The organism is Paenibacillus curdlanolyticus YK9, assembly GCF_000179615.1.
GTDB lineage: Bacteria > Bacillota > Bacilli > Paenibacillales > Paenibacillaceae > Paenibacillus_T > Paenibacillus_T curdlanolyticus.
The window spans coordinates 89,880-112,647 of record NZ_AEDD01000014.1; the positions used below are offsets into that span (position 1 = coordinate 89,880).

A 22,768-nucleotide genomic window follows, 5' to 3' on the forward strand; every position below is an offset into this window, starting at 1 on the left:
CGAACCATTTTATAATTTTCGCACCGGAATCTATCTCCACATGGTAGAATGAGAGTGGTAATTAACCATTTATTCATTATTCTTTCATGTGAAAGGGGTTTTCCGGTTTTGAAGTGGACCAAACGTATGAAGCGTGCGACGCTGCTCTTGTTAGCATCGCTAGTTGTTGTAGTAGCAGGTTGCCAAGCGGTTGCAGGCGTCGATTTTAACAAAGTGATTCTAAACGCCTTGAAGGTGGATTCGGTAGAGAGCAAATCTACGGTCTCCTTCCAACTGCTAACGAATGAAGAAGCAATTGATGATATGGACCTTCCGGAAGAGGAAGCTAAGCTGCTTTCGCTTCTCTCCAACATTAAACTGCAAGTGAATGAAGCGAAGGTACAAGACGCGAAGCACATGTCGGCCAAAGGCGCCCTGTCCCTCGGCAATCGCTCGGTCGGATACGGCTTGGTCGTAGATGGCGATTCGGCGGTTATTACATTGGACGGCGCGAAGAAACCGTTCTTGCTCGATATGACGGGTACGACGGCATTCGAAGCGCTGGGGCTGACTTCTCCAGTGAGTGATGCCGCACCGGTTTCGGACGAGTCATTAACGGCGCTTGGCAAGAAGCTGATCGATCAAGTGGGCGGATACTTGGTAGGCACGATGCCTAACCCGGAAGGCCTGAGCGTCACTCCGGCGCAAGCAAGCGTGAACGGCGAGACGCTTACGCTGGCGCACGTAAACGTGAAGATGGATGCAACGCAAGTATGGTCTTGGGCTAAAACTTACCTGAGGCAGCTGCAAGGCGACCGTGAAGGCTTGCGTACGCTCATCGTAGGCGTAGTTGACCTGTTGATGGAAGATCCGGCTCTGCTGCAAGCAATTGCAGGCGAAGACAGCGAAGAGCCAGTTACGAAGCCGACGGATGAAGAAATTAATGGAGTGGTAGATGACATTCTGGCCGGAATCGGCTCCATCATCACGGTGATGAACGATACGGAGAAAGAACAAGACTACAAGAAGCTAATTAACAAAGACAGCTACCTCAAGGCAGATTTGTATGTCGATACGAAGTTCGATATTCGTAAAACGGCGTTCGAAGCGAAGTTCAAGCCGGACGCGTCGATCCTTGAGGAATCAGGCGTTCCATTCGAAGGCTTCGTTCTGAATGTCGATCAAGAGATGTGGAACGTGAACGGCACGGTCGTATCTGACAAAGTGGATACCGCAACGAAAAATTCGGCACAGCCGCTTGAAGCGCTGGCAGAGAAGCAAGGCTACGAAGTGCTTCGCATGTTCGATACGAAGTCCACGATCTATGGCCTTTTGCGCAACGATTTCCATATCGGCAAACAAACGGTTGAGCTCTATGTATGGGATGAGATCAATCCGCCAATCATTACACCTGCAGGCGTTACGCTAGTGCCGATTCGCGAAGTAGCGAATCAATTAGGCGCGAAGCTTTCGCTTAGCAACGGCAAGCTGACGTTCTTTGATCCAGCTAAGAATACAAGCATCGTGATGCGCAAAGGCAACAAACAGGTGCTGGTTAACGGCAAGAATCAAACGTGGTCCTTCCCGGTTACGACGATCGGCGGAACGACTTACGCGGCTGCGCGTGACTTGGGCAAAGCGCTGGGCACCAAAATCGAATGGATTGGAAGCGGCGGCACCAAATACATCTTCGTAATGGAACGCGAAGTTTCTTAAGAAGATTGCCGCACCGCACTACAGGAGGAGGATACGCATGATTAAGATTATGACGGATGAAGCTTTTCGCGAGACCATCGCTGAAGGGCTAACGATCGCGGTATTCAAAACAACCTGGTGCGCAGATTGCCACTACATCGACCCGTTCATGCCGGATGTGGAGCAATTCTACGCAGATCGCATCAAGTTTGTAGAGGTCGATCGGGATGATCTGCCGGATCTGTGCAGCGAGCTGAACATTCTTGGCATTCCAAGCTTCATTGCATTCAAGGACGGCAAAGAAGTCATTCGGTACGTGAATAAGCTGCGCAAAACGCGCGAGGAGATCGAGCAATTCCTCGATCGCGCAGTGGAAGTCGCAGCGGCGTTACCGCAGGAATAAGCGGCGTATAGCATGATTTAAGAAGCCTAGGCGGGCATCGGAGCAATCCGATCCGTTGCCTGGGCTTCTTTATTGTGTTAATGCGTTCGTAGTTGGCGATGAAAAGAGCAGGAAACGCGCATGCTATCGGATACGAGCGAGCGGAAGTGTCCCATTTTCGACATAGCTTTCAATTAATCGTAGGGCTATAATGAATGTAATTATTTCAAGTCATGATGGCTTACAACTATTTAGAAACTGGGTGATGATTGTGATATCGAGTCGTTATCGTGCGGTAGCTACCGCTTCCTGTATTGTCATGCTGCTCGTCCTGCTCGCTGGTGCACTCGTTACGAATACGAATTCCGGCCGAGGGTGCGGAGATGATTGGCCGCTCTGCAATGGCCAATTCGTTCCAGCCTACACGCTGGAATCGCTGATTGAGTATTCACACCGCTTGATTAGCGGATTGGCCGGCATACTGACGTTGGTCACGTTCTTATACGCTTTGATTCATAAACAGTATAAAGAACCTTTGTTTTATGCTAGCGCTGCACTAGCTCTTACAGTCGTACAAGCGCTGATGGGGGCTGCTGCAGTCATGTGGCCGCAATCCGATGCCGTAATGGCAATTCACTTCGGCATATCGCTGCTGGCCTTCGCTGCTACACTGCTGCTGGTCGTATGGATTCATCGGTTCAACAAGGGCAGGGAGATGCTCGGATCCGCCTCCGCTGTTCCGAAGCGGCTGCATGGGCTGCTGCTGTTTACGGCGATTTACAGCTACTGCGTCGTCTATCTGGGCGCTTATATCCGCCATACCGATTCATCGGGCGGCTGTATTGGCTGGCCGTTATGCAACGATCAACTCGTTCCGAAGCTCGAAGGCGCCACGCTGCCGGTCTTCTTGCACCGTATCGCTGCTGTTATTTTGTTTATTATAATCTTGTACCTATACGTTACGATTCGTCGAATCGGCGCAGGCGGGCAAGCGCTTCGCGTATCGAGCGCTTGGACGCTCGGACTCGTAGTCGCGCAAATCGCCAGCGGCGCTTGGCTGACGCTTACGCTAACGAACGAGGATTGGTTCGTGTTCACGAGCTTGCTGCACAATTTGATTATTTCGGGCTTATTTACGATGATATTGGATATGGTGATTCGCAGCTGGAGCGCCAGAAGGCAATTTTAACCGAAGCGAGCTAGACGACAGGGGGATGAATGTGTGCTGCGTATGATGTTTGGGGAACCGCCTCGCATACCGGAAGGCCAGTTGGCTGATGCGATTGATCAGATGTGGTCGTTTGCTGAGCTCATGCAGCGCCATATTCAATCCGATGGCGATCCGGAGCATAAGCTTCGGAAGTATGAAATATGGACGCGCGGCTTAATCGGTTCCATCGATGAGATGGAGCAGAGCTGTTATGCAGCTAACCGATTCGCAGAGAGGCTGACGGGGGCGCCCGTTCATGAGATGACCGAAGAGGAGCAGTTGGATTATCATCGTTACGTCTTCTTTGATAAAAATGGCTTTATTCGCATGTTCGCCTTGCTCGACAAATTGGGGACGCTGCTTAACAATGTGCTTGGGCTGGAGACGGAACGGATGAAGGCGCAGTTCTCCTACTTCACCGTACTCCGGAATATGCGGCTAAATAAGAAGCATCCTGCATTAGGCGCGGCGCTCGATGAGATTAAGGAACGGTATAAAGACCCGATGAACCGGCTTCGCAAACGCCGTAACGTTGAGATTCATTACATGAATTCCGAGCTGCAGGATGATTTGATTCAAAGCTATAATCAAGGCAAGGAAACGCATAGGTTAGAAAATATAAGACTGCAGACAGACGATTTGAGGCTAGGTCTGGAGCTTGTGCTGGAGGCGCTCCAGCTATCCTACCGGTATTGCTGTGAGCAATGGGGCTGCGAATAGAACAATTAAATTGCTTTTAAAAAAGAGTCTTGTCACATCAGCGGCTAAGCCGACTGGGGACAAGACTCTTTGCATTGTGCGTATCTAATGCTGCGAAGGACGATTAGAATACCTGTACAACCTCTTGTACGCCTTCTACTTCTTCGAGCAGTGCGCGTTCAATACCGGCTTTCAACGTGATAGTCGAGCTTGGGCAGCTACCGCAAGCGCCTACCAGGCGGAGCTTTACGATGCCTTCCTCTACGTCTACCAGTTCAACGTCGCCGCCATCGCGCTGAAGGAACGGGCGCAGTTTATCGAGTACGTCCAATACTTCGTCGTACATCGTCGATTGGTTGGTTTCGCTCATTGCAATCAACTCCTTTCTCCCCTATTATAGTACAAAGCGATTCAAATGAAAATGGACCTGAACGTTCGCAAGGCCAAATTCACTTTATTTTTTTTAGTAAACATGGAGGTGTACCGCAATGCTGAAACCGATCATTGAATTTTGTGCGAGCAACATGCATCACGGCACCGATCGGATCATGAAGCGGCTAGAGGCAGATCCCGATTACGAGGTGATCGAGTACGGCTGTCTTGGCAACTGTGGCGAATGCTACCTGTTTCCGTTCGCGCTCGTAGACGGGGAGATTGTAGCCGCTGAATCGGCGGACCGACTCTATGATGAGATCGTACGAATGACGGGCGAGCAGCGCGCTCATCGCGAGGCGCTGGACAAGCTCATCGATGATTTATAATAAGTGCATTAGCCAATATGATGCTTGGACTTCCACAACACGCCTGTTTTGAGCATGCGCGGCACGCGGCCCATAAGCGCGGTTTTACCCATAAGGCCAAAGCCGGCTTTTTTGCCAAGCGATCCGAGCATGCCTTTTAGCTTGATCTTGCCAAGCTTTGGCGTTTTGCCTTCCCAGATTGCATGGATAACATCTGCAACCTGCTTGCCTTGTGCGCCTGCGGCTTGACCGCTTGGGGCATAAGGGAGCGAAGCGCAGTCGCCTACGATGTACACATTCGTATGCTGCGGCAGCTGGTGGTATTCATTGATGATCAATCTTCCCGACGGGTCTTTAGGCAAATCCATTCGCTGTACGAGCTCGACAGGCTGAATGCCTGCTGTCCAAACCGTCTCGTCCGTGTAGATCGGATCTGTGCAATTGCCGTCATACAGCATGCCCGGCTCTACGCGTGTTAGCGAGACATTGCCGCGCATTTCAACATCATGCTCGCGGAACCAGTCTGATACATAGCCTTGCAGCTTAGCTGGGAACGCAGACAGAATGCTCGGCCCGCGGTCCAAAATGCGGATGTTCAAATCTCCCCGGCTCTCGCGCAGCTCCGCCGCAACCTCTACTCCGCTAAGACCGCCCCCGACAATCGTCACTTGACCGTTAGGCTTTACGTCATTCAGCAATTGGTATGTTTTCCGCGTAGCAGAGAACGTTTGAATGCTGCATGCGTACTCCTCAGCGCCTACAATGCCATGGAACTTATCGGTACAGCCTAATGCGATGACCAGGTTATCGTACGCAATCTCTCCACCGTCGCCATCCATAATGACGACTTGACGCTGCAGATCAACGTCGAGCACTTCGCCATAAGTGAGCAGAAGCCGCGGATCGCGAGGAAACGCTACACGAACCTCAAGGTCGCTGACCGTTCCCGCCGCTAGCGCGTAATACTCTGTTTTTAAACCTTGAAACGGCATCCGGTCGATCAGCGTAATAATGGTATCGCTCGGAACTCCGTGTTCAATTAACTGATTCGCAACGGCCTGACCACCATAGCCGCCACCCAAAATCACAACTCGTTTCATAATATGCACCCATTCCCATATCCCGTGTTGTACCCTTTAGTCTGTCCTGCTGTATCCTTGCTCATGAATCCAAAATAATAGAAAACGCGGTACGGCGATTAGTCGTATACGCGGATTTCGTTATACAGCGTATCGCGCTCGATCGCAATGCGCCCTGCGCCCTTCACGAGCCAGACGAGCTCGTCGCGCGTGATGCCTTCCGGCGTTAAGGCGCCGGCGGCATGGCTAATGCGCTCCTTCACCATCGTGCCATGCACGTCGTTCGCGCCCATCGCGAGCGCTACTTGCGTCAACTGGAGGCCGATGTTAATGAAATAAGCTTTAATATGCTGGAAGTTATCCAACATCAGACGGCTGATCGCAATCGTCTTCAGATCCTCGAATGCCGAATTGCGGCGCTTAATGCTCGCTTTCGGGCTGATCGGCTGCATCGACAGCGGGATGAATACGAGGAACCCGTTCGTCTCGTCCTGCAGCTCGCGAATTTGGATCATATGGTTGATGCGATCTTCCTTGCTCTCGACTGAGCCGTACAGCATCGTCGTGTGCGTTTTGAGGCCAAGCTCGTGAGCGGCGCGGTGCACTTGAAGGTACTGGCTGACATCTGCTTTCGTAACCTTCATTTTCTTTCGGTACTGGTCGGACAAAATCTCGGCGCCGCCGCCCGTAAGCGAAGCGAGGCCAGCCTTGATGAGCTCTTGCAGCACCTCGGTGTAAGTGAGTCCGCTAATCCGCGAGAAGAAATCGATCTCCGCCGCTGTATAAGCTTTTAATGTAACCTCCGGATAACGTTCCTTCAGCGCTTTAAGCGAATCGACATAATATTGGAACGGCACATTCGGATTATGTCCGCCAACAATATGGAACTCGCGTACGCCTGGGTGGAAATGCTGATCCACATAATCAATCATTTGCTGACCGGACAGCGTGTAGGAGCCTTCTTGTCCCTCGTCCTTGCGGAAGTTGCAGAAAGCGCAGTGCGCCTCGCATACATTCGTAAAGTAAAGGCTCATGTTCTCGATGAAGTACACTTTGCGGCCATTCTTGCGCATATTGACTTCGTTTGCAAGTTGGCCAATTGTCAGCAGATCATCGGAATTGTACAAAAAAACGCCATCCTCGAGCGTCAGACGCTCTCCGTTGCGTACTTTTTCCGTGATTTCTTGCATCCGCTTCAAATCGTTTGGCAGCGCAATGTTCATTACCGTTTCCCTCGCTTTCCCTTGCTTAAAGTCTATGTTCGGCAGGCGACCCGGCTGACCAGCAGCGAGAAAAGAAAACCACGCGATAAAGGCATTCCAACGGAATGCCTGCCGATGCTGTGCCGTATGCCTTATTGTATGTTGGCGACGCCGCAGCAAGTCAGGCTTGGCCAAAGTTTGTGAAAAAAAGAACTTGGTCATCCCAAAAAAACAACTCTATTCATTATAAACCTGTCGGGAAGGAGCGGCAACCACAAAAGTAAGCAAGGTGCAAGATGGCAGCCAAGGGATTGCTGGACACGGCATTCTTGTCCGGTTATGGGCAATCGACCCCTTGAGGGGACGGAATAAAGGGAGTATACTAAGGGCAAATGAAACACATGTTTGAACTTGAAGGAGGGTTTGCCGTGATTAAAGTTAGCGATACGGCTGTCGATAAAATCAAAGAAATGCTCGCAGCAGAGGAAACGCCAAACATGTTCCTGCGCGTAGGCGTGAAGGAAGGCGGCTGCAGCGGCTTCTCCTACGGTATGGGCTTCGACGATGAGCAGCATGAAGGCGATCAGGAGCTGAGTGCGAACGGTTTGAAAGTCGTCGTTGACGGCGACAGCGTGAAGTACCTCAACGGTCTGGAGATCGACTGGAAGGACGCAGCGATGGGCGGCGGCTTCACCATCCACAATCCTAACGCGACTGCTACATGCGGCTGCGGTTCAAGCTTCCGTACGGCGACAGAAGCGGGGAATCCTGCGGCAGAGCCTTGCTAAGTGAATTGAGATAAGTATTTGTAAAGCCTCTGGAGGCATGACGATGACGTCATACTGCCAGGGGCTTTTTTGCTGCAAAAAGACGGTCCTATTGAGAGAATATGGTATTTATGTTAGACGCATTTTCAAAGTATGCAAATCAAACGGATTTTCCTAGTATGCATCATTTTACTGATGCGTAGAAGTAGGTCTTGCTTCAAAATGCGGTTTAGATTACGATCTAATCACTCCTAAGAATGTGACGAAATCTCATCACAAGCTTAGGAGTTTTTTTATGTGAGCAGAAAAATAAGAGGAAGCGCAGAGAGGACGAGTGTTTATGGGAGAGGCAAACAAGAATCTAGAGCTGATCAGCAGATTTTTCGAATGTTATGGAAGCGGAGATTTGGAAACGATGAAACGAGATATTTTGGCTGAAGATGTCACTTGGATCATCCCTGGCCATCATCCTTTAGCTGGTGTGAAGAAGGGTGCGGACGAAATCATCCAATATTTTGCGACGATTGCCAAGGCGAACTTCAAGGCCGAGGTTATATCGCTGTCTGCGAGCGAGCATAATGTCGTGGATGTGCATCGCGGCTGGGGCGAGTACGGCGAATACAAAGTGGATATGAACTGGGTGCTTGTCTACACGATTGAGAATGGCCGGATTAAGTCAGCGCAGAACTTCGCAGCAGACCAGCATGTGGCGGATCAATTTTTCTGGAATGTATGGGGAGACGATCTGAAGCCGGTTCCTGAACGATTGAAGGGTTAACGAATTTCCATTTACTTGCTGCGACACCTCTGATCTGTTATCATTTTAGTTACAGAAAAGTGGAGGTGTGGCAACATGAAACCCATTCAAGTGTTAGCGATTTCGGGAAGCCTTCGGCAGAAGTCATCGAATTCAGCGCTTATGCAAGCCATTATGGAGAGAGCTCCGGAAAATATGACGTTTAGCGTCTACCGTGGCGTAGGGGATTTGCCGCATTTTAATCCGGACATTGACCTTGATGAGGGGCCTGTGTCTGTTCAGGATTTACGGTCACAGCTGAAGCAAACGGATGCGGTGCTCATTTGCTCGCCCGAGTATGGGAATGGCGTACCTGGATCGTTGAAAAATGCGCTCGACTGGATCGTATCTTCCGGGGAGTTTGTCAACAAGCCAACGGCGGTGATCACAGCCTCGCCAACGCCCATGGGCGGAGATAAGGCGCATGCCTCGCTGCTGCTGACGCTTCGCATGATTAATGCGATTATCGTGGAGGAGGCCTCCATCATGATTCCGCAGATCTCGCTTAAGCTGAATCAGCAGGGAGAGATCGTCAGCGAAGAGCTGCAGCAGCAGATCGATGCTGTATTGGATGCACTTCTGCATGCGGGCAGCGGCGGCGAGGAAGGAAGCAAGTAAACAAGCAAGTAAACAAGCACACAAATAAAGAGGCCCTCGCGGGCCTCCTTGACGGTGGTTTGATTGACTGGTTTCATCAAATTAAACACTTTGCGTTGTTAGCTTTCTTGGGCACGCGTTAGCGTGTGTGACTAGAGGAATACTCTGCGACACAACCCCTCGCTTCCTTGGCTTCGTGACAATTAAATGCTTCCCGTGTTCCCTGTACCCTTAAGTGAGTCCAATGGAGCCACACCTCTCATTCGCACCGTCCTTAGTATGATGCTCCGTTTACAATACCTTTATACATCGTTCTCGAAATTTTATTTTGAAGCTTGATTCTTGGGAGCTTTAACGGACTGAGCAGCCCTTATTTGGCCTAAACCAGAACGATTTGTGTTTTAACGGACCGAACTGACGCTATTTGCCCAGTATCGTCACTATGTGGCAGTAAAATGGCGAAATAATGGCTGTGGAGTCCGTTACATTTGCAACAGGCACTTTTGGAGGGGGATAGCGGCTCTGAGGTCCGTTAGAGAGTAACGGCGTATGAAAAAGGAAGCCTTTTTTAAGGGCTTCCTTTTGACGGCGGTTGATTGTTTGAGTCTTCGAATGGAACACATCGCGTTTGTTAGCTTAACTTGGGCACCGCTTTTTCAAGCGCATGTGAATCAGAGATACTCTGCGACACAACCCCTCGCTTCCTTAGCTTCGTGACTTTTCTTCAGTCTCCTGCAGTCCTTGCACCAAATGGTCCAATGGAGCTACACCTCTCTTCGCGCCGTCCTTAGTATGATGCTCAGGTGCGCTTCGAGATATGCATGGCATTTACAAAAACTTAGAAAACGTCTATTTTTACCAATTGGGAAGCGCGATCCGAAGTTTTGCGCTATAATAGAATTTTGTAATGAACGATATTCAGGAGTTGATTGGTTTTGAACAAGTTAGGAAGAAACGAGCCTTGTCCATGTGGAAGCAACCTGAAATATAAACGCTGTTGTATGGAGAAGGATCAAACGCAAGCGAGGGAGCAAGCGGCGAAGGCGAATCAAGCGGCCAAAGCAGCTGCAGCTGTTCCAGTAACGGTTGAAGGCATGAACAAATGGATCTCGGAGCTTTCCTGGAAACGCCCAGAGGATCAGGAAGCGGCAGAGCTGCTGGTTACTCGAATGGATGGCGAATACGAACCGAATGTCATCGTACGAGCGGTGTGGGTATGGCATTGCTACGCAGACGAGACCAACATTTCAGCGGCGATCAAACCGGAGTCGTATTGCGCAGCTGTTGAATACTTAATGAGCGAAGCGCATGACGTGCCAGTAACGCAAAAAGCGGTTGCTGCCAAATACGGCGTATCACCGACGACGCTGTCGAAGCGCAATAAGGAACTGACCGAATTTTTCAGCGAGCGCGCTGCTAATGGCGTACAGCCGAACGATGAGCGAGTGCCGGTAATGGCATAATGGCGTTCAGATTGGTCAAATGGACAGGCGGATTGCATACGTGCAGCCGCCTGTTTGTTTTCCTTTCGAGCCACCCGCCGATTGACGATGGATTTGTACAACCCTATACTTACTATTAGTAACTAAGGGTCGAATGGACAAGCAAGACCTTGGACATCATGAAAACGGGTGGCGATAACAGATGGAACTACAATCGGATGTATGTATTGTTGGGGCAGGTCCAGGCGGGGCGCTGTTAGCCATTTTGCTGGCGGAGGCGGGTCTTTCGGTGACGCTGCTTGAACGGCACGCCAGCGTATTCAAGGAATTTCGCGGCGAGCATCTGAACGAGGATGGCGAACGGATTTTACGTAAACATGGCGTATATGAGGCAGTGTCCAAATTAGGGCTTCTGCTTATGAAGCGCATCGAATATATGGAGCATGGCCAGCTTATCCGCAGCATTACGCCAGAGGAGGGCCATGCGCATGTGGGCATCCATGTTCCGCAGAAGCATTTGCTGCAGGCGCTGTTTGATCGTCTAGAAGCCTACCCCAAAGCACAGCTGCTTACAGGAGCAGTCGTTAACCAGCTTTTGTATGACGAGCAAGGCGCTGTTAGCGGCGTAAGCGGCAAAAAGGGGGATGACGCGTTCAGCGTGCGCAGCCGCGTAGTCGTTGGCGCGGATGGACGATACTCGACCGTGCGCAAACTGGCGAATATCCCGACCGATGTGCTGAGCCATGGCTATGATCTGTTGTGGGCACGCATCCCAGTTCCTGCTGGATGGGAGCCTGTTATTCGGATGACGCTTGCGGAAGGCGCTCAGCTGGCGTTGTTCACGCAGCAAGGCGGCTTTGTCCAAATTGGCTGGAGCATTCCGGAAGGCGCCTACTCCGCCATGAAATCGGGGCCAATCGACGGATTGGTCGATACGCTAGTGAAAGCTTATCCGGATCTCGAGCCATCGGCTAGAGCTCATCTGCAATCCTGGCGCGACATGGTGCTGTTGAAGGTGCACAGCAGTCGTGCGGATTCGTGGGTGAAGGACGGTCTCGTCATAATGGGCGATGCGGCGCATACGATGAGCCCAACGGGCGCTTTCGGCTTGAACTGCGCATTGAACGATGCGGATACGCTGGCAGGCGTCCTTATTGAGGCAATAGCCGAAGGCGATACGAGCGCGAAGCGCTTAAGCGCCTTCGAGCGCTCGAATCGCGTGCCAACTGAAGCGCTTCAGGACCGCCAAATGGAGATGGAGCGAACGTTTGCAGGCAATTTTAGCATATAGGCATTCAGCGCGTTTAGATCCCCTTGCTGCTCGCAGCCGAGGGGATCTTTTGATTTGCGTGCCGCTCCTTGCAGTGGGTTCGCTATGTCTTTGTCTTGCAATCGACTCTATCAGCTACCAAAACAGGCGATTCCCCTTCTGTCATTCATCCAAGAGATACCTGTCTTTCGGTCATATGTTATCGTATGACGAATAGGAGAAGGAGTCGATAGATATGGTTGAATCGCAGGGAAGGCAGCTGGCCAGCAAATGGGCCAAAACTGCCGCGCTGCTGGGTCATTCCATGCTGGCTGCACATATCCCGCCAACCAGGATGTACTCGGCGGACAACTTGCGTGCAATGCTTAACGCCCACGACATGGTGGTCATCAAGCCGGTGCGCGGAGCGGGCGGGCACGGCGTGATTAAGGTACAGAAGGATGGAAGCGGCTACTCGCACAGCTACTATTCCAGAACGAGCCGTTTTTCCAGCTTTGAGGGACTGTTCGCTTCGCTGGCGTCTGTGAAGAAGAAGCGCCCCTATTTGATTCAGAAAGGCATTCGATTGGCAACCATCGGAGGGCGTCCGATCGACTATCGCGTGAAATATGTGAAGACAGAGACGGGCTGGGTCTATCGCTCAATGGTGGGCAGGCTGGCTAAGCCAGGCCTGTTCGTAACGAATTTATGCCGTGGGGGAACATTGATGACGGCTGCGCAAGGCATCAGCCGCTCGCTTTCTTCCGGGCACGTAGCTTCCAAGAAGCGCGAGATGCGGCAGCTGACTGTTGCGGCAACGCAAGTGCTGGAATCAAAGTTCCCGGGGATCGGACAGCTGGGCTTCGATTATGGGATCGACAGGAACGGGAAAATCTGGATATTCGAAGTCAATACTCGACCACAATAAACTGGATTCCTGCTCCGTTTTTACTCGAAACTACTCATTTTATGATATAAGATGCTAATTATAACCAATCGGATCGATTAAAGTTTTTTATGGAAAAAAGCTATCCATAGGCTGTGTATAAGACTATCCACATGTTCCCCATTGCAATGCCTTGCGATTCTCCATATACCCACACACTGTACACATGCTGTACACACCATGTTGTGGATAATCGGAACGCTTGTTCCGTTCCTAGCCCCATGCTAATATGAGTTAGGAAATAAAGGAAACTCGCGTGAAGGGAGTGTGGGAGATGGAGTTGCTGTCTGATGACTTGCTTGTGGACACCTATTTTGCGGCTATCCAATTGCATCTTGACCAGGAATTTATTCGCCTGATCAGCGAAGAGATCATGCGCAGACAGATCAACCCAGAGAGCTACCGTTTAGGAGCGTAACGAATGACCTGGCCTCTAATCCATTTCTTCCGTAACAGCTACCTCGAAGGTATTGACGCAATACGGACAATAGGCGACATGACGGCATGACGCCACAGCTTCTTGTTGATTAGCGGCATACTCGACTTCTATCGGTTCATAAGGCGCATAAGGTCCCATCCAGTCACTTGCTTTGCCGTTATCCTCCGCTATGGCGGAACATGTCAGACAGCGTGCATCAAGTAAACGTAGACCGTTGCAAACTGCGCACACATGCATAAGGGTATCCTCCTTGGCGGCTCATATCGCCTTTCCTAAGGTAGGATACCCTATTTTCTATTCCATCATTTATAGCTTCATATTACTGCTGTGCCCGGGAGAGAGCTTGGCGCTTGGATCCAAATAAACCTTCGCGTTGTTCACAGCAGTTGGGGCTTCCCCGAACCCGACTGCAATCAGCTTCAGCTTGCCTGGATAAGTCGTAATATCCCCCGCTGCAAAAATGCCGGGAATGCTCGTTTCCATCCGCGAGTCGACCACGATCGAACCGCCTTCAATCTCGATCCCCCAATCCGAAATCGGGCCAAGAGAGGAAATGAACCCGAAGTTCACGATCACGGCATCAGCCGCCAATTCGGTTCGTTCCTTCGTCTTCACATGCTCTAGCACCACGCGATCGATGGAGCCGCTCCCTTGCAGGGCAGCGATCTCATAGGGGGTTGAAATCTGTACCTGAGATCGATACAGGTTCTCGACGCTATGCTCATGCGCCCTGAACTTGTCGCGGCGATGAACCAGCGTAACGCTGCTTGCGATCGGCTCCAGCATAAGCGCCCAATCGACCGCGGAATCGCCGCCGCCGCTAATGACAACGTGTTTGTCTTTAAACTGCTGAAGATCATTAATGAAGTAGTGCAAATTACGCTTCTCATATTGCGCAGCTTCGGGAAGCTCCAGCCTGCGCGGCTCGAAGGCGCCGACGCCTGCGGTTATGATAACGGCTCTCGCATAGTGGACGGTTTTGTCCGTCTGAATTTCGAATAATCGCTCATCGCGCTTAATGACCTGGACAACCTTCTCCTCAAGGCGGATGTTAGGAGCAAAATGGGCCATTTGCTTGTGCAGCTGATTCACAAGCTCGCCTGCCGTAATGGAAGGGAAGCCTGCTACATCATAGATGTGCTTCTCTGGGTACAAGGCTGCCAACTGGCCGCCAAGCTGAGGCATGCTTTCAATAATGGTCACTGAGGCTTGGCGCATGCCGCAATAGAATGCTGCGAACATGCCCGCAGGCCCGCCGCCGATAACTGCAATGTCAACAGGTTGAAGCTCGAGATCAGACAAATTGAGAACCTCCTTCGGGAGCTGAACTTTGTCTTACGCTTACATCGTCAAAGTGCGTGATCCTCTTTCATTATAGACGGTTTTTAGGGCGTTGGGGAACGGCCCAATTGGAACTTCTGACGAACATTTTCGTATAAATAACTATTGAACTTTTGGTGAAAACTATGTATCATTCTTCATGAATGTTTTGTTCGACAAGCCGTGTCGACAAGCCTCGGAGAGGCACTTTGACCGGACAAACGGGAGATTGATCCTTATTTTTTAGGCTTGGTTTGTGTAATTTTTCACAAAGTGTATTCGGTCTAATTATAAATCTTACAGACATATAAAAACAAACGGATAGGAAGGGATTCTACCATGAGTAACATACCGAAAATCGTCATCTTGGGCGCTGGCTACGGCGGCGTACTGACGGCGCTTCGTCTGCAAAAGCAGTTGAATTACAACGAAGCCGACGTGACGCTCGTGAACAAGCATGACTACCACTATATAACGACTCATCTTCATATGCCTGCGGCAGGTACGGATAATCCAGAGAATGCCCGCGTGAGCATTTCCAAACTTATTGACGAGTTCAAAATCGATTTCGTAAAATCGACGGTTGTTCAAATTCGCCCGCAAGACAAGAAGGTTATTCTTGAGGACGGAACGCTTTCTTACGACTACCTGGTTATCGGTCTTGGCGGCGAGCCAGAGACATTCGGAATCCCAGGCTTGTTGGAGAATGCAATGAACATTCGCAGCATCAACTCGGTTCGCCTCATCCGCGAGCACATCGAATATCAATTCGCCCGGTTCAAACGCGAGCCGCATCGTACGGACTACCTGACATTTGTTGTCGGAGGCGCGGGCTTCACGGGCATTGAGTTCATCGGCGAGCTGGCGGACCGTATCCCAGAGCTGTGCAGAGAGTTCGACGTTGATCCTAACATGGTCAAAATCTACAACGTAGAAGCGGGGCCTTCGGCACTCCCGGGCTTCGATCCAGAGCTTGTCGAATACGCGATGAATGTATTGACCAAGAAGGGCGTTACGTTCAAGATCGGCACAGCGATCAAATCGTGCTCCCAAGACGGCGTTGTTGTTCAAAAAGGCGAAGAGCCAGCGGAGGAAATCCGTTCGCAGACCGTCATCTGGTCTGGCGGCGTTCGCGGCAACCGACTGATCGAGGAAGCGGGCTTCGAGACGATGCGCGGCCGCGTGAAAATCGACGACAATCTGCGTGCGCCAGGCAGCGACCATGTTTACATCGTGGGCGACAACTCGCTGATGTTCAACGAAGATGGCCGTCCATACCCGCCAACTGCTCAGATCGCTATGCAGCAGGGCGTTGTATGCGCGCATAATCTGGTCGCTTCGATTCGCAACCAGCCGCTGAAGAAGTTTGTGTTCAGCAACAAAGGCACCGTTGCATCGCTCGGCAAAGGCGAAGCTGTCGGCATTGCATTCGGCAAGAAATATAAAGGCCGCGTTGCAGCATGGCTGAAAAAAGTAATCGATATTCGTTACCTGTTCATTATCGGCGGCTTGCCGCTCGTGTTCCGTAAAGGCAAGTTCCTGTAATGCGTCATTGCAGCGTACAAGTACGCGGTCTGTTGACGAGAGAGGAGCTCGACCGATACAATGCCTTAATGGAAGTCGGCTCGTTCCTTGAGTCGCAGGGCAGGTATGATCTTGCTTATACGGTGCAGAAGGAAATCGATATTCTCATTATGCCAGCAATTGAGCGGTTGAAGGATAAAGGGCGTGAAAGAGACCGCGCCACAGCTGAATATTTGGATGAGAAGCGTCGTCTCGCAATGGAGCTTGAGGACGAGGAAGACGAAGACGAAGATTAACGAACGCAAACGTTTGAATCATAGAAGATACGAACCTACATGACTACAACAACTACCTATCACCACGAGCCTCCGACTGCAGCATGACAACGTTATGTTGCTGTCGGAGGCTTTTTCTATTCGCGACAATTGGAAGGGGTTCCCTCAAGATGAATAGTTTGCAAACGCGTATCGTGCTTGTATTCTCTATTATTATTACGATTTCTGCTGCGGTGCTTGGCTTTACGATCGTTAATGATGCGCAGCGGCTCGTCGTTCGCTCGATGGGCACGCAAGCAGAATCGATTGCTGCCCATGCGGCGCAAGCGATTGACAGCGGCGAGTTTGCCAAGCTTGCTGCAGCGGGGGCGTCGGACTCGGATGCTTATTACAAGGCGCTTCGGACGCAGCTTAATGAGATGAAAGCTGCTTATGGTCTCAAATATTTGTATACGATGAGCAGTAAAGAGGCAGAAGGACAAACGCAGTATTACTATGTCGTGGATGGAGCTCCGCTCGACCAGACGGAGGATGTATCCGCGCTAGGTGAAGTCGAGGAGGAGCAGTATGACGGACTCGTTCGCTCGTTCCAGAAGCAGGAAGTGACGGTAGGCGAATTAACGAGCGATGACGTCTATGGCGCGACAGTAACGGCTTATGTTCCAATTCGCAATTCGGATGGCAAGATGATTGGCGTCGTCGGCGCAGATTTTGATGCGACAGAGGTTTACGCGCTTATGAAGCGCAACAAGACGACGGCGTTATCGATCGGCATTGGCGTTCTGGTGATCTCATTGCTGGCTACTTTGCTATTTGCAAAAAGGCTCGTTATGCCGCTTAAACGGCTTACTGTTGAAATGGCTCGCGTTCAGCAGGGCGATTTGACGGTACGCGTGACGACTCAGGGCAAAGACGAGACGGGCAGGCTAGCAGGCGCGTTCCAGTCGATGGTGGATGATCTGCGCGGGATGATTGTTCGGCTTAATGACAATGCGGTACAGCTTCACTCGGCATCCCAGGAGCTATCGGCGAGCGCGGAGCATACGCAGTATAATGCGGAGCAAATTACGACGCTTATTAAGACGACGGAGGAAGAAGGCATTCGCCAGTCGAAACGATCGGAGAATGTGCTGTCCGCCATCGGGGAGACGGATCAATCCGTTCAGCGTATTGCGAGTGCTGCGACGGTCGTTGCGATGGCTTCGCACGGGACGGCGTCAGAGGCGGCGGCAGGCGGCCGCTCCGTTCAGCAAGCTATGGGCCAGATGGAAGCGATTCATCGCAATACAGCATCCATGAAGGATGATGTGGAGCAACTGTCAGAGCGGTCGGACCAGATCCGTTCCATCATGGAGATGATCGGATCCATCGCATCGCAGACGAATTTATTATCGCTAAATGCAGCAATCGAGGCTGCGCGTGCGGGGGAAGAAGGCCGAGGCTTCGCAGTTGTTGCAGAGCAGGTTCGGAAGCTGGCGGTTCAATCGGAGTCTTCATCGCGTATCGTTTCGGAGCTCATCATGGACATGCTCGTGCGCATTGAGCGAATCGTGGATGCTGTTCATGGCGGCAGCCGTGAGGTAGAGGAAGGGCTGCTGATCGTCAGGCAGGCGGAGGCTTCATTCGCTTCCATCATGGAGGAAATCAGTAAAGTGTCGAACCAGATGGATGAACTGTCCGATGTGTCGAGTCGAATGGCGGCGGGCTCCAAGGCGGCGAATGAAGCCAGCACGGAGCTGGCGGCCAGCGTGCAGCAGTCTGCGGAGCGCTTTGCGAAGGTTGCGTCGGCAGCAGAGGAGCAATCTGCGTCGATGCGGCAGATTTTCGTTTCCTCCGAGTCATTGGGCGGCATGGCGAATCAGTTGACTGAAATGATCGCGAAGTTCAAGTCTTAAGGCGAAGTCCTGGTTACGAAAAGAAGGGTGTCCCAGTGCGTAAGCATGGGACACCCTTCTTCTATTTTTATAGCAGAAAGCAACCGTGTGTCGGTTGAATTGTTATAACGGACCGAGCAGCCCTTATCTGGTCATAATCCGGCACATTTGTGTTTTAACGGACTCGATAGCCGCTATTTGGCCAATATCGTCCTCACGGGGCAGAAAAATGGCTAAATAACGGCTGTGGAGTCCGTTACATTTGCAACGGGCACGTTTAGAGGAGAATAGCGGCTCTGAGGTCCGTTAGGAAATTAAACCGACAGCAGCTCGCTCAGCTTTGCTTCCGTCAGCAGATTGCCGACATAGAACTCGCCGAACTCGCCGAAGCGTGCGCTTACTTCGTCGAAGCGCATTTCATATACGAGCTTTTTGAATTGAAGCGCGTCGTCCGCGAACAGCGTAACGCCCCACTCCCAGTTGTCGAATCCAACGGAGCCGGTAATGATCTGCTTTACTTTGCCTGCGTATTGGCGGCCGATCAAGCCGTGGCTGCGCATCATTGCTTTGCGGTCATCCATGCTGAGCATGTACCAGTTGTCGTTGCCTTCGCGGCGCTTGTTCATCGGATAGAAGCAAATATGATTCGCTTTCGGCAGCGTAGGCTTCAGGCGAGCGACAACCTCAGGCACTTGGAGCGGGTCAACGCCCGGCTGTCCCATGTAGTTGCTCAGTTCGACGATGCTAACGTACGAGTACGTAGGCTTTGTAAACTTCGCGAATGACGTTTTGTTAAACGCATTTTCGAGTGCGTTGAGCTCTTCCAGTGTTTCACGCAAATGCATGAACACCAGATCCGCTTTTTGTCCGATAATCGTGTAGACGGCCGTGCTGCCTTGCTTCATCTCGTTCACATGGTCCCACAGCTTTAAGTAAACATGAAGCTCGTCCGTCGCTTGCGTACGCTCCTCTTCGCTTGCGGCTTTCCAAGCCTGCCAATCAATCGTGCGAAAATCGTGCAAGGCGTACCAGCCTTCTAAGGTTTGTGCTGCTTCACTCATCGTAATTCCTCCGTATCGTTCATTTTCGCAATTGTTACCATTGTAGCGTAACGAACGATCGAAGAGCAAATGGCGGACTTGTGACATTTGTTTATAGCAAATTGACTTCCGAACAGGCTTTCATTAAACTGAAAATAGCAAATCTTATCGGATATTGATCTCAGAGATAAAAGGGGCATAAGGTCGATGATTCAAGTAATTGTGGCAATGGTGCTGTTCTTTATAATGATGTTCGGCATCGGGTTCATTCTGAATATGCTAATGAAGACGACGTGGTTCCCGATGTACCTGTTCATTATCGTGCTCGTGCCGTTGATGATCTGGGGCACATGGGATAAAACTATTTCGTTTGCCGACAACTTTACCGAGTTTACGATTATTGATATACTGCCGGCCATCACTGCGTTTATCGGCGCTTATGTGAGCGGTTGGACGATTCAGGCGCTGCGCAAGGGCGGCTACAAAATGTTTTAATCGCAATGTTGTGACAAATTCCCTCGATTGGTTCGGGGGAATTTTCTATTTTTCGACGTCTGCCTTGCGAGTCTGCTTTATGATAGAATGATAGGAAAGTCAGTTACGGGATGGAGTAGATGCAATGCGCATTACACATGTGCTGCAGTTTACCGAACACCACCGGTATTACACGTTTCGCGGTTTTTCGTTAAGCCCGCTCGATATGCGGATGCTTTCGTTAATTTATCAGCCGATGATCGGCACTTCAGCAATAAGCCTCTATCAGCTGCTGTACCATCAGGTGATGGAGGGCAGAACAGGATATTCGGCTGTCGAATCGCATCGGATGCTGTTTCTGGCGCTAGGCCTGGAGATGAACGAACGGGGACGGAAGAAGCTGCTGGACGATACGTCCCGGCTGGAAGCGGTAGGCATGCTGCAAACCTCGCGTTTGGCGATGCCGGATAATGATGATGTCGTATATGAATATGAGCTGTCTGCACCGCTTGCGCCGGATGAGTTTTTCCGCAATCAGCATCTTACGCTGCTGCTTCGTGATCAGATTGGCAAATATTCGGTTATCGCCTTGCGCGAGTCGTTTAGCTCGAAGGAGCCAGATGAGCTGGCAGAAGCGAGATGGCATAAGGAAAACATTTCGGTGCCATTCTATGAGCTGTTCCGCTTGAATACATCGAATGTCGATGACGAGCTGGAGCAGGCGCTTACGGAGGTTGCACCGGCACGCCAGCCGGCGCCGCAGAAGCCGCTTTCGTCAGAGACGGCGGGCCTGACAGCGGGCGAGCTGCTGATGCGCTTCCCGCGCGGAGCAGGCAACCGCAAGTACGTGGAACGTCTTCGCAGTGATGCCGATGGAATGGCGCAAATTAATTACGTTGCTTATAAATACAACATCGGAGCAGCGGATGTGTGCCGGTTGCTGGATGAAGACGGCGTCTTTACTGCGCAAGGCGAGCTGCTCGTAGAGGAGCTGCAGCTGCGCGCAAACCAGCTGTATCGCCAAGATAAGAAACGGGAGTCCGACCGTCAGCGCGTCATGGCCAAATCGCAGGCCGCTGCCCGCGAAACGAGCGACACCGAAGACGAGGAAGAGTACGGCGTTCCCGAGGAGCTGTATATGGAAGTGCCGAAGCGTCTGGAAGGGCGCTGCGACATTCATCAATACAATATGCTCATGCGCAATGAGCCGCATACGCGTTTCTTGCAGCGTTATTTCCCTGGCGCAGTGCCGGATATGATCGATCGCACCTTTGAACGGATCGATCTGAATTATAAGCTGCCTGCGGCGGTAATCAATGTTCTTATCCATTATGTAATCGGTACGAATGATTCACAGCGCGTTACCAAAACGTTTATTGAGGCTGTCGCATCCAACATGCTGCTCAAGCAGGTGGATACGTTTGAGAAGGCAGTGCGCTACGTTCGCGAGCAGCAGGTCATCGAATCCGCACGCGGCACAGCTGGAGGCGCAGTTTCCGGCAGCGGGCGCGGAAGAGGCAGGCCGAGCGGCTCGGCATCGCGTAAGCCGGCGATTCCAATCGTACAGGAGCAGGAGCAAGCGGGAGGCGCGCCATCGGCCGAGAAGCTGGAGGAGCTGCGGCGGTTGGCGCGCAAGCTGGACGGCAAATAATAGAGACAGGCAATCGGAGACAGGAGGAGAGCCGGCATGGAATCGCTTGGCGATTTATTGAAACGGACGCCCATCGGAGGCGAAGCGATACGCCGTTCCGCCCAATTGATGGACGAACTGCTCGCCGACCCGCTTATTCAGCGGTTCCGGGCGAAGCATCCGGAGCTTGATGAGGGTACGATCCGTATCAATTTGAACCGGTTCTACCAATTCGTGAAGGAATACCGCAACTGCGAGCAATGTCCGGGGCTCGACCGGTGCCCGAACGATTTTGAAGGGCATTATACGCTTCTCCAGTGCGAAACCAACGGCGGCGGGGTACAGATGTATGACCGTAAAGTATCCTGCAAGAAGTTCATCGCCCGGCAAAATGAAGAGCAGATTCGCAGCCGAATCCGCAGCTTCTATATTGATGAGAAAGCGTTGAACAACGGCGGGTATTCCGCGGATGAGATTTTGACGAACGACCTGAACCGCATTGAAGCGGTTGGCCAGTTAATGGAATATATCGATCGGACCAAGGAGCATGGACTGCAGACGACGGGACTCTATCTCGCTGGCCGATTCGGCACGGGCAAGACCTTTTTGATGTGTTATTTGCTTCATGAGCTGGCGAAAATCGGCCATTCGGGCGTCATTGTCTATATGCCGGACTTTGTTGAAGATCTGAAGGCGATGATGCACGAGCCGGGCAAGCTGAAGGAAACGGTCGATATGATGAAAGAGACCGACTTGCTCATTTTCGACGATATTGGCGCGGAAAATTTGAGCCCATGGGTGCGCGACCACGTGATGGGCGGCATATTGAACTATCGGATGGAGCGCAAGCCGACCTTCTATACGTCGAACTATGAACTCGATGCATTAGAGCAGCATTTTAGCTTCACAAGCAAGGATGGCGATGAGCGCCATAAGGGTGAGCGGATTATGGAGCGAATCCGTTCTTATGTCGACGTCATTCACGTGACAGGCGCGAATAAGCGCAGGCGTTGACAGGTAAGAGTATGCTCAGGCAGGCAAAGGCATGCAAAAGAGTGGAAGGTAAGCAGACAGCAGTCGGTCAGGTGGCAGACAGCGGGCGCGGGATGCGCATGCTGATTGTCGGCCTGATTCGGCTGTTTTTTTGTTGTGGCTTAGCTCACAAACACGGCTGCCGACGCGAAGCCAGCAGCGCAGAAGCGCTCATAGGGAATAAAAACCTTCCCTATTCGCACGCCAGCTGCGCAGAAGCGCTCATAGGGAATAAAAACCTTCCCTATTCGCACGCCAGCTGCGCAGAAGCGCTCATAGGGAATAAAAAACTTCCCTATTCGCNCGCCAGCTGCGCAGAAGCGCTCATAGGGAATAAAAACTTCCCTATTCGCAAGCCAGCTGCGCAGAAGCGCTCA

Annotated in this window: 23 protein-coding genes; 18 read left to right on the forward strand and 5 right to left on the reverse strand. The window is 51.5% G+C overall.

From position 1 onward, the window contains the following. The first annotated feature begins 108 nt into the window (after nt 1-108). The 4 genes from PAECUDRAFT_RS22675 to PAECUDRAFT_RS22690 all read left to right on the forward strand — a co-directional run bounded on the left by PAECUDRAFT_RS22675 (nt 109) and on the right by PAECUDRAFT_RS22690 (nt 3,986). The gene (locus PAECUDRAFT_RS22675; RefSeq protein ID WP_006040504.1) at nt 109-1,695 is read left to right on the forward strand and encodes a copper amine oxidase N-terminal domain-containing protein; all 1,587 of its coding nucleotides are present in this window, start codon (nt 109-111) and stop codon (nt 1,693-1,695) included. A gap of 31 nt (nt 1,696-1,726) precedes the next feature. Further along, the gene (locus tag PAECUDRAFT_RS22680) at nt 1,727-2,077 is read left to right on the forward strand and encodes a thioredoxin family protein (protein WP_324603695.1); all 351 of its coding nucleotides are present in this window, start codon (nt 1,727-1,729) and stop codon (nt 2,075-2,077) included. 244 nt (nt 2,078-2,321) lie between these two features. Then, the gene (locus PAECUDRAFT_RS22685) at nt 2,322-3,245 is read left to right on the forward strand and encodes a COX15/CtaA family protein (protein WP_050794417.1); all 924 of its coding nucleotides are present in this window, start codon (nt 2,322-2,324) and stop codon (nt 3,243-3,245) included. 42 nt (nt 3,246-3,287) lie between these two features. After that, nucleotides 3,288-3,986, forward strand: coding sequence for a Cthe_2314 family HEPN domain-containing protein (locus tag PAECUDRAFT_RS22690; protein WP_233516809.1), 699 nt, complete (start codon nt 3,288-3,290; stop codon nt 3,984-3,986). Between the two features lie 103 nt (nt 3,987-4,089). On the opposite strand, the gene PAECUDRAFT_RS22695 is transcribed toward PAECUDRAFT_RS22690, so the two are convergent. Next, the gene (locus PAECUDRAFT_RS22695) at nt 4,090-4,335 is read right to left on the reverse strand and encodes a NifU family protein (RefSeq protein ID WP_006040508.1); all 246 of its coding nucleotides are present in this window, start codon (nt 4,333-4,335) and stop codon (nt 4,090-4,092) included. Nucleotides 4,336-4,456: 121 nt separating this feature from the next. Here PAECUDRAFT_RS22695 and PAECUDRAFT_RS22700 point away from each other — a divergent pair, with 121 nt between their 5' ends. Next, on the forward strand, nt 4,457-4,726 hold the full coding sequence (locus PAECUDRAFT_RS22700) for a YuzB family protein (RefSeq protein ID WP_040714043.1): 270 nt from the start codon (nt 4,457-4,459) through the stop codon (nt 4,724-4,726). A gap of 8 nt (nt 4,727-4,734) precedes the next feature. On the opposite strand, the gene PAECUDRAFT_RS22705 is transcribed toward PAECUDRAFT_RS22700, so the two are convergent. Together PAECUDRAFT_RS22705 and mqnE are read right to left on the reverse strand one after the other, a co-directional pair. Beyond that, nucleotides 4,735-5,805, reverse strand: coding sequence for an NAD(P)/FAD-dependent oxidoreductase (locus tag PAECUDRAFT_RS22705; RefSeq protein WP_040713993.1), 1,071 nt, complete (start codon nt 5,803-5,805; stop codon nt 4,735-4,737). Nucleotides 5,806-5,903: 98 nt separating this feature from the next. Then, nucleotides 5,904-7,007, reverse strand: a complete 1,104-nt coding sequence (gene mqnE / locus PAECUDRAFT_RS22710; protein WP_006040511.1) for an aminofutalosine synthase MqnE — start codon at nt 7,005-7,007, stop codon at nt 5,904-5,906. A gap of 407 nt (nt 7,008-7,414) precedes the next feature. Between mqnE and erpA the strand changes: the two genes are divergently transcribed. From erpA to sda, 7 genes are all read left to right on the forward strand, one after another. Then, nucleotides 7,415-7,774: an iron-sulfur cluster insertion protein ErpA gene (gene erpA, locus PAECUDRAFT_RS22715; protein ID WP_006040512.1), complete on the forward strand. Its 360-nt coding sequence runs from the start codon at nt 7,415-7,417 to the stop codon at nt 7,772-7,774. A 319-nt stretch (nt 7,775-8,093) separates the two neighbouring features. Next, complete coding sequence (locus PAECUDRAFT_RS22720) at nt 8,094-8,531, forward strand: nuclear transport factor 2 family protein (RefSeq protein ID WP_006040513.1); 438 nt, start codon at nt 8,094-8,096, stop codon at nt 8,529-8,531. A gap of 75 nt (nt 8,532-8,606) precedes the next feature. After that, nucleotides 8,607-9,167, forward strand: coding sequence for an NADPH-dependent FMN reductase (locus tag PAECUDRAFT_RS22725; protein WP_006040514.1), 561 nt, complete (start codon nt 8,607-8,609; stop codon nt 9,165-9,167). A 914-nt stretch (nt 9,168-10,081) separates the two neighbouring features. Next, nucleotides 10,082-10,609 (forward strand): YecA family protein, encoded by a 528-nt coding sequence (locus PAECUDRAFT_RS22730; RefSeq protein WP_006040515.1) that lies wholly within the window; start codon nt 10,082-10,084, stop codon nt 10,607-10,609. Between the two features lie 181 nt (nt 10,610-10,790). After that, nucleotides 10,791-11,879 carry an FAD-dependent monooxygenase gene (locus PAECUDRAFT_RS22735; RefSeq protein WP_006040516.1) on the forward strand — a complete coding sequence of 363 codons (1,089 nt, stop codon included), beginning with the start codon at nt 10,791-10,793 and terminating at the stop codon, nt 11,877-11,879. Between the two features lie 214 nt (nt 11,880-12,093). After that, on the forward strand, nt 12,094-12,765 hold the full coding sequence (locus tag PAECUDRAFT_RS22740) for a YheC/YheD family protein (RefSeq protein ID WP_006040517.1): 672 nt from the start codon (nt 12,094-12,096) through the stop codon (nt 12,763-12,765). A gap of 292 nt (nt 12,766-13,057) precedes the next feature. Continuing rightward, nucleotides 13,058-13,201: a sporulation histidine kinase inhibitor Sda gene (gene sda, locus PAECUDRAFT_RS22745; protein ID WP_006040518.1), complete on the forward strand. Its 144-nt coding sequence runs from the start codon at nt 13,058-13,060 to the stop codon at nt 13,199-13,201. 327 nt (nt 13,202-13,528) lie between these two features. Here sda and PAECUDRAFT_RS22755 read toward each other — a convergent pair whose 3' ends face one another. After that, on the reverse strand, nt 13,529-14,524 hold the full coding sequence (locus tag PAECUDRAFT_RS22755) for an NAD(P)/FAD-dependent oxidoreductase (RefSeq protein WP_006040520.1): 996 nt from the start codon (nt 14,522-14,524) through the stop codon (nt 13,529-13,531). Nucleotides 14,525-14,881: 357 nt separating this feature from the next. Between PAECUDRAFT_RS22755 and PAECUDRAFT_RS22760 the strand changes: the two genes are divergently transcribed. The 3 genes from PAECUDRAFT_RS22760 to PAECUDRAFT_RS22770 all read left to right on the forward strand — a co-directional run bounded on the left by PAECUDRAFT_RS22760 (nt 14,882) and on the right by PAECUDRAFT_RS22770 (nt 18,236). Further along, the gene (locus PAECUDRAFT_RS22760) at nt 14,882-16,087 is read left to right on the forward strand and encodes an NAD(P)/FAD-dependent oxidoreductase (RefSeq protein ID WP_006040521.1); all 1,206 of its coding nucleotides are present in this window, start codon (nt 14,882-14,884) and stop codon (nt 16,085-16,087) included. Then, complete coding sequence (locus tag PAECUDRAFT_RS22765) at nt 16,087-16,362, forward strand: hypothetical protein (RefSeq protein ID WP_006040522.1); 276 nt, start codon at nt 16,087-16,089, stop codon at nt 16,360-16,362. Before PAECUDRAFT_RS22760 ends, PAECUDRAFT_RS22765 begins: the two co-directional genes overlap by 1 nt. Nucleotides 16,363-16,511: 149 nt before the next feature. Next, nucleotides 16,512-18,236 (forward strand): methyl-accepting chemotaxis protein, encoded by a 1,725-nt coding sequence (locus PAECUDRAFT_RS22770; RefSeq protein WP_006040523.1) that lies wholly within the window; start codon nt 16,512-16,514, stop codon nt 18,234-18,236. A 293-nt stretch (nt 18,237-18,529) separates the two neighbouring features. On the opposite strand, the gene hemQ is transcribed toward PAECUDRAFT_RS22770, so the two are convergent. Continuing rightward, the gene (gene hemQ, locus PAECUDRAFT_RS22775; protein ID WP_006040524.1) at nt 18,530-19,276 is read right to left on the reverse strand and encodes a hydrogen peroxide-dependent heme synthase; all 747 of its coding nucleotides are present in this window, start codon (nt 19,274-19,276) and stop codon (nt 18,530-18,532) included. Between the two features lie 186 nt (nt 19,277-19,462). On the opposite strand from hemQ, the gene PAECUDRAFT_RS22780 reads away from it, so the two are divergent. From PAECUDRAFT_RS22780 to dnaI, 3 genes are all read left to right on the forward strand, one after another. Then, nucleotides 19,463-19,750 carry a YuiB family protein gene (locus tag PAECUDRAFT_RS22780; RefSeq protein ID WP_006040525.1) on the forward strand — a complete coding sequence of 96 codons (288 nt, stop codon included), beginning with the start codon at nt 19,463-19,465 and terminating at the stop codon, nt 19,748-19,750. 124 nt (nt 19,751-19,874) lie between these two features. Beyond that, nucleotides 19,875-21,380 carry a replication initiation and membrane attachment family protein gene (locus PAECUDRAFT_RS22785; RefSeq protein ID WP_006040526.1) on the forward strand — a complete coding sequence of 502 codons (1,506 nt, stop codon included), beginning with the start codon at nt 19,875-19,877 and terminating at the stop codon, nt 21,378-21,380. 36 nt (nt 21,381-21,416) lie between these two features. Further along, nucleotides 21,417-22,373, forward strand: a complete 957-nt coding sequence (gene dnaI / locus PAECUDRAFT_RS22790; protein ID WP_006040527.1) for a primosomal protein DnaI — start codon at nt 21,417-21,419, stop codon at nt 22,371-22,373. Nucleotides 22,374-22,768 lie beyond the last annotated feature (395 nt).